The 5619-nt window shown below is 71.4% G+C and carries 4 protein-coding genes and 1 pseudogene; all 5 read right to left on the bottom strand.

The genetic code is table 11. The annotated features are described in order from the left end of the window. A partial coding sequence (gene folP, locus HMPREF3121_RS10760; RefSeq protein WP_083291661.1) for a dihydropteroate synthase occupies window positions 1-836 on the bottom strand: 836 nt, incomplete at its 3' end. Window positions 837-841: 5 nt separating this feature from the next. Beyond that, window positions 842-1474 (bottom strand): GTP cyclohydrolase I FolE, encoded by a 633-nt coding sequence (folE, locus tag HMPREF3121_RS10755; RefSeq protein WP_083291660.1) that lies wholly within the window; start codon window positions 1472-1474, stop codon window positions 842-844. Further along, the gene (gene ftsH / locus HMPREF3121_RS10750; RefSeq protein WP_083291658.1) at window positions 1471-4101 is read right to left on the bottom strand and encodes an ATP-dependent zinc metalloprotease FtsH; all 2631 of its coding nucleotides are present in this window, start codon (window positions 4099-4101) and stop codon (window positions 1471-1473) included. The genes folE and ftsH overlap by 4 nt, the downstream gene beginning before the upstream one ends. Window positions 4102-4209: 108 nt before the next feature. Continuing rightward, window positions 4210-4794, bottom strand: coding sequence for a hypoxanthine phosphoribosyltransferase (hpt, locus tag HMPREF3121_RS12935; protein ID WP_070523321.1), 585 nt, complete (start codon window positions 4792-4794; stop codon window positions 4210-4212). A gap of 159 nt (window positions 4795-4953) precedes the next feature. Then, window positions 4954-5619: pseudogene (locus HMPREF3121_RS12930) on the bottom strand (ATP-binding protein); the annotation flags it as partial.

Here is a 5619-nt window from a genome sequence, read left to right as displayed (position 1 = left end):
GCCTCGTGGACGCGCACGGCCCACGCCCCGGCGGCTGCGGCCAAGGCGGAGATCGCCGCGGTGGCGTCGTCGGCGTCGCGCGGCGGACGCGGCTGGCCATCGACGACGGTGGCGGTGAACCGCTTGCGGCTCGCACCGACCAGCACGGGCAGACCGTCGGCGACGAGGTCGGGCAGCGCGTGCAGCAGCGCCCAGTTGTCGTCGGCGTTTTTGGCGAAGCCCAGGCCGGGGTCGACGATGATCCGCTCGGTCGGGATGCCCGCCGCCACCGCCCGATCGGCGAGGCGGCGCAGGTGGTCGCGGACCTCGGGGACGATGCCGCCGGCCGACGGCTCCGCGCGCCCCGACGCCGATCCGAAACGGTCGGTGCGCCAGTGCATCAGGCACACCGGCACCTCGCCGGCGGCGCAGACGTCGAGGATCCGGGGGTCGGCGAGACCACCGGAGACGTCGTTGATGAGCGCCGCACCGGCCTCGATGGCGGCATCGGCGACGGAGGCGCGCATGGTGTCGACGCTGACCGGGATCCCGGCGGCGGCGAGCTCGCGGACGACGGGCACGACCCGGCCGAGTTCCTCCTCGGCGGCGACGCGCACCGCACCGGGGCGGGTGGATTCGCCGCCGACGTCGATGAGGTCGGCGCCGTCGGCCAGCAGCCGGTTGGCGTGGGCGACGGCGACGGCCGGGTCGTTCCACATCCCGCCGTCGGAGAAGCTGTCCTCGGTGACGTTGACGATGCCCATCACCAGGCAGCGGTCGCGCTCCGGCAGGGTCGGGTGGCCGGGTCGAGCGGGCTGTGCGAGCTGAGTGGGCTGTGCGGGCTGAGTGGACGCCATCGCGATCAGCGCCCCGTGATCAACGACATCGCCTCGGCGCGGGACCGGGCGTCGGACTTGAACCCGCCGCGCACGGCCGAGGTGATGGTCGTGGCGCCGGGCTTGCGGATGCCCCGCATGGCCATGCACAGGTGCTCGCATTCGATGACGACGATCGCCGACGTCGGCTGCAGCTTTTCGACGAGCGCGTCGGCGACCTGCCCGGTCAGGCGTTCCTGAACCTGGGGGCGCTTGGCGTACAGGTCCACCAGGCGGGCGAGCTTGGACAGGCCGGTGACGCGGCCCTCGGGGCCGGGGATGTAGCCGATGTGGGCCTTGCCGAAGAACGGCACCAGGTGGTGCTCGCACGTCGAGTAGATCGGGATGTCCTTGACCAGGACCAGCTCCTGGTGACCCTCGTCGAAGGTCTTCTCCAGGACCTCGGACGGGTCGACGTGGAGCCCGGCGAAGACCTCGCGGTAGGCGCGGGCCACGCGGGCCGGGGTTTCCCGCAGACCTTCGCGGTCGGGATCCTCGCCGACGGCCAGCAACAGCTCGCGGACGGCCGCTTCGGCGCGGGCCCGGTCGAACGTGCCGGAGTCGGCGTGGTCGGCGGCGATGTCCGGGTGGACCTCATCGTCGCGGTGGTCGTAATTCATCGCGGGTCCTCCATTCCGCTGGTGCCCGCATCGGGGGTCTCGTCGGGGCGCGGCGGCGTCGGTTCGGAGCCGTCCGTGGCTCGGTGCCGGCCGCCACCGGAACCGGGCTCGGGGATGCGTCGCGTCGGCTCGGAGTCGGCGCCGAGCGGGCGGCCCTCCGGCGCCTCGTCGCGCGTGTCCGGGGTTTCCCGGTGCTCCGGCTGCTCGTGGTCGGGCAGGCGGAAACCGCGCGGCTCGTCGGCCTGCCCCGGGTTCTCCCACCCGGACGGTGCCGGGTAGTTCGCCGTTCCCGGATGCCCGCCGGGCGTTTTGTTCCAGCCCTGCTGGCCAGACTGGCTCCAGGGTCCCTGCTGGCCCGGCTGTCCCGGCTGGCCCTGTTGACCGGGCTGGCCCGGCTGTCCCTGCGGCCCGAACGAACCGGGACGGCCGTAGGGGGCCTGCGGACCACGCGGGCCGTTGGCCGGCGGCGGCCACCCGGGCACGGTCCAATCGGCCGGCGGCGGGGTGCCGCCGTAAACCGGCACGGAGGGTCGGCCGGTCTGACCCGGCAGCCCCTTCGGGCCACCCGGTGCGGCGGGGTTGCCCGGACCGGCGGCACCGTCGCCGTCTCCGGCACCCTCACCGGCACCCGACGGGCCGTCCTGACGGCGCGGGCGAACCGGCGCGAAGATGTTCTCGCGGCGCGGCGGCTCTTCGCCGCGCTCGATGGCCAACTCGACCGGAGTCTTCACCGGCTCGCGGCCGTCGCGCGGGTGACGCTGATCGGTGTCCAGGAAATCCAGGCGCTCCCGGATGCGGACGTCGGTGAACATCGCCTCCAGGTCCGGACGGCGCAGGGTCTCCTTCTCCAGCAGCTTCTCGGCGAGCAGGTCGAGGGTGTCGCGGTTTTCCCTGAGAATGTCGTACGCCTCGTCGTGCGCCTTCGAGATGAGCCCCCGCACCTCCTCGTCGATCTTCGCCGCCACCGCGGGCGAGTAGTCCAGGGTCCCGGAGCCGCCGCGACCGACGAACGGGTCGCCAGCCTCCTCGCCGTATTTCACCGGGCCCAGCGACGCGGTCATGCCGTACTCGGTCACCATCGCCCGGGCGATCTTCGTCGCCTGCTCGATGTCGGCCGACGCGCCCGTCGTCGGCAAGCCGAAGACCAATTCCTCGGCGGCACGGCCGCCCATCGCGAACACCAGGCGCGCGAACAGCTCGGGCAGGTTGTACATGCCCTTGTCGTCCTCGGGCACCGTCATCGCGTGACCGCCGGTGCGGCCGCGGGCGAGGATGGTCACCTTGTACACGCGCTCGATGTCCTTCAACGCCCACGCGGCCAGGGTGTGGCCGCCCTCGTGGTACGCCGTGACCTTCTTCTCCTGCTCGGAAATGACCTTCGACGTGCGGCGCGGGCCGCCGACGACGCGGTCGACCGCCTCCTCCAGCGCATCGGCGGTGATGATGTCGCCGTTGACGCGGGCGGTGAGCAGCGCCGCCTCGTTGAGCACGTTCTGCAGATCGGCGCCCGACATGCCCGCGGTGCGCTTGGCCAGCGACTCCAGATCGGCGTCGGGGCCCAGCGGCTTGTTGCGGGCGTGGACCTCGAGGATCGCCTTGCGGCCGGCCAGGTCGGGGGCGCCGACGGGAATCTGACGGTCGAAACGGCCCGGACGCAGCAGAGCCGGGTCGAGGATGTCCGGACGGTTCGTCGCCGCCATGATGATGACGCTGGAGCGGTCCGAGAACCCGTCCATCTCGACGAGCAGCTGGTTGAGGGTCTGCTCGCGCTCGTCGTGGCCGCCGCCCATGCCGGCGCCGCGCTGGCGGCCGACCGCGTCGATCTCGTCGATGAAGATGATGCAGGGGCTGTTTTCCTTGGCCTGGTTGAACAGGTCGCGCACGCGCGACGCGCCGACGCCGACGAACATCTCCACGAAGTCGGAGCCGGAGATCGTGTAAAACGGCACGCCCGCCTCGCCCGCCACCGCACGGGCCAGCAGGGTCTTGCCGGTGCCGGGCGGGCCGAACAGCAGCACGCCGCGCGGGATCTTCGCGCCCAGCGCCTCGTAGCGGGCGGGGTTCTGCAGGAAGTCGCGGATCTCGTCGAGTTCCTGCACCGCCTCGTCGGCGCCGGCGACGTCGTCGAACGTGTTGGTCGGCTCCTCCTTGTTCAGCAGCTTCGCCTTGGAGTTGCCGAACCCGAACATGCCGCCGCGGCCGCCCTGCATGCGGCTGAACAGCCACATGATCAGGACGAAGAAGATCAGCATCGGCAGCAGGAACCCGAGCGTGGACATCAGGAACGAGTCCTGGGTGACCTTCGTCGTGTACTTGTCCATGCCCTCGGCGCCGGAGACCTTCTCGAAGATCCGGTCGGAGGCCCGCGCCGGGTAGTTGGTCATGACCTCCTTGACGTCCTCGGTCTCCTCGACCTCGATGCCCTCCTTCAGCGTCAGGCGCAACCGCTGCTCGCGGTCGTCGATCTGCGCTTCGGCGACGTTGCCTGCGTCGATCTGCTGCAAGGCGATCGACGTGTCGACCTCGCGGAACGACCGCGTGTCATCGGTGAGGGTGGTCACCGCGAAGATGAGGAGGAGGAAGATGCCGACGATGCCGGCGGTCCGGAAGACCTTGTTCTTGTCCATTGAGGGGCGTGGCCTTGGCTTTCTCGGGTTCGGGGGCCGTGTGCGACGCGACCGCCGCGGCGGGGTGCCGCGGCGGGTTCGTCGTGAAGCGGTGTTCTGGCTCTGGTTCTAGCTCTGGTAGACGCGCGGATGCAGCGTGCCGACGTACGGGAGGTCGCGGTAGCGCTCGGCGTAATCCAGGCCGTAGCCGATGACGAACTCGTTGGGAATGTCGAAGCCGATGTCGGCGATGTCGAGCTTCGCCCGCAGGGCGTCGGGCTTGCGCAGCAGGGTGATGACCTCCAGGGACCGCGGGTTGCGGTTGCGCAAGTTCTTCACCAGCCACGACAGGGTCAGGCCGGAGTCGATGATGTCCTCCAGGATGATGACGTCGCGACCCTCAATGTCGCGGTCGAGGTCCTTGAGGATGCGCACGACGCCGGACGACGACGCGGAGTTGCCGTAGGACGACACCGCCATGAACTCCATCTGGGTCGGGCATTTCAGCTCGCGGGCGAAGTCCGTCATGAAGAACACGGCGCCCTTGAGCACGCCCACGAGGATGAGGTCCTCCTCGGCGTCGGCGTGGGTTTCGTTGACGCGGGCGGCCATCTCGGCGATGCGCGCGCGCAGTTCGGTCTCGGAGATCAGGATGGCTTCGACGTCGTCCCCGTACGGGTTGTCGGGAACGTTGAAGTCCTTGACGTCATGCATGCGGTCGTCCTTTCCGCGCTGGCGCGCCGGCGGTTGCTGCCCGGGATCCCTGCTCCGATCGTGCGGGGATCCCTGCGTGGTTGGGGCGGGGCCGGTGCAACCCCGCGACACTGCCAGAGTGCCACCTTTTCGGTGCACCTCCAACCTGCATCCCGGCTGATCGGGGGTTTCCGCCGGGGGCAGGGCGACGCCGCCGCGGCCTCGGTGGTCGCCGACGAGCCGGTCCAGCGCCCGGACGTGGGCGGTGGTCAGGGCCGATGCGCCGTTGGCTTCGGCCCATTTTTTCAGGATGCGGGTGCGCACGGCGTCGGGTTGCGTGACGACGACGCCGACGTCCAGGTCGACCGCCGTGCCGTCGGGGCCGCCGTGGCCCGCCTGCGCCAACGCATCGTCGGCGAGGGAGTCGAGGACGGCCGAATCGGCGCGGACGAGGTCTGCGGTGCGCGCGAGGTTGGCGGCCACGCCCGGACCGAGAAGCTCCTCCAACATGGGCAGGGCGGTGCGGCGGGCGCGGACGCGAGCGTGGCGGGGGTCGTCGTTGTGCGGGTCGTGCCACGGCTCGAGGCCGAGTTCGTCGCAGGCGGCTTCGGTGTCGGCGCGGCGCAGGGCCAGCAACGGGCGGAGCACCCGGACGCCGTCGTCCCACGTGCGGTCGGGCGCCATGCCGGACAGGGCGGAGGGGCCGGCGCCGCGGGCGAGGCCGAGCAGCACCGTCTCCGCCTGATCGTCGAGGGTGTGGGCCAACAGCAGCGGGGCGTCCGCCCGGTGGGCGACGGCGTGGAGCGCGGCGTGGCGGGCGGTGCGGGCGGCGGCCTCCGGCCCCTG

Source organism: Corynebacterium sp. HMSC11E11, from assembly GCF_001807025.1.
In the GTDB taxonomy this organism is placed as follows: Bacteria; Actinomycetota; Actinomycetes; order Mycobacteriales; family Mycobacteriaceae; genus Corynebacterium; species Corynebacterium freneyi.
Note: the sequence above shows the minus strand (reverse complement) of the source record. Positions and strands in the feature narration are given on the sequence as shown.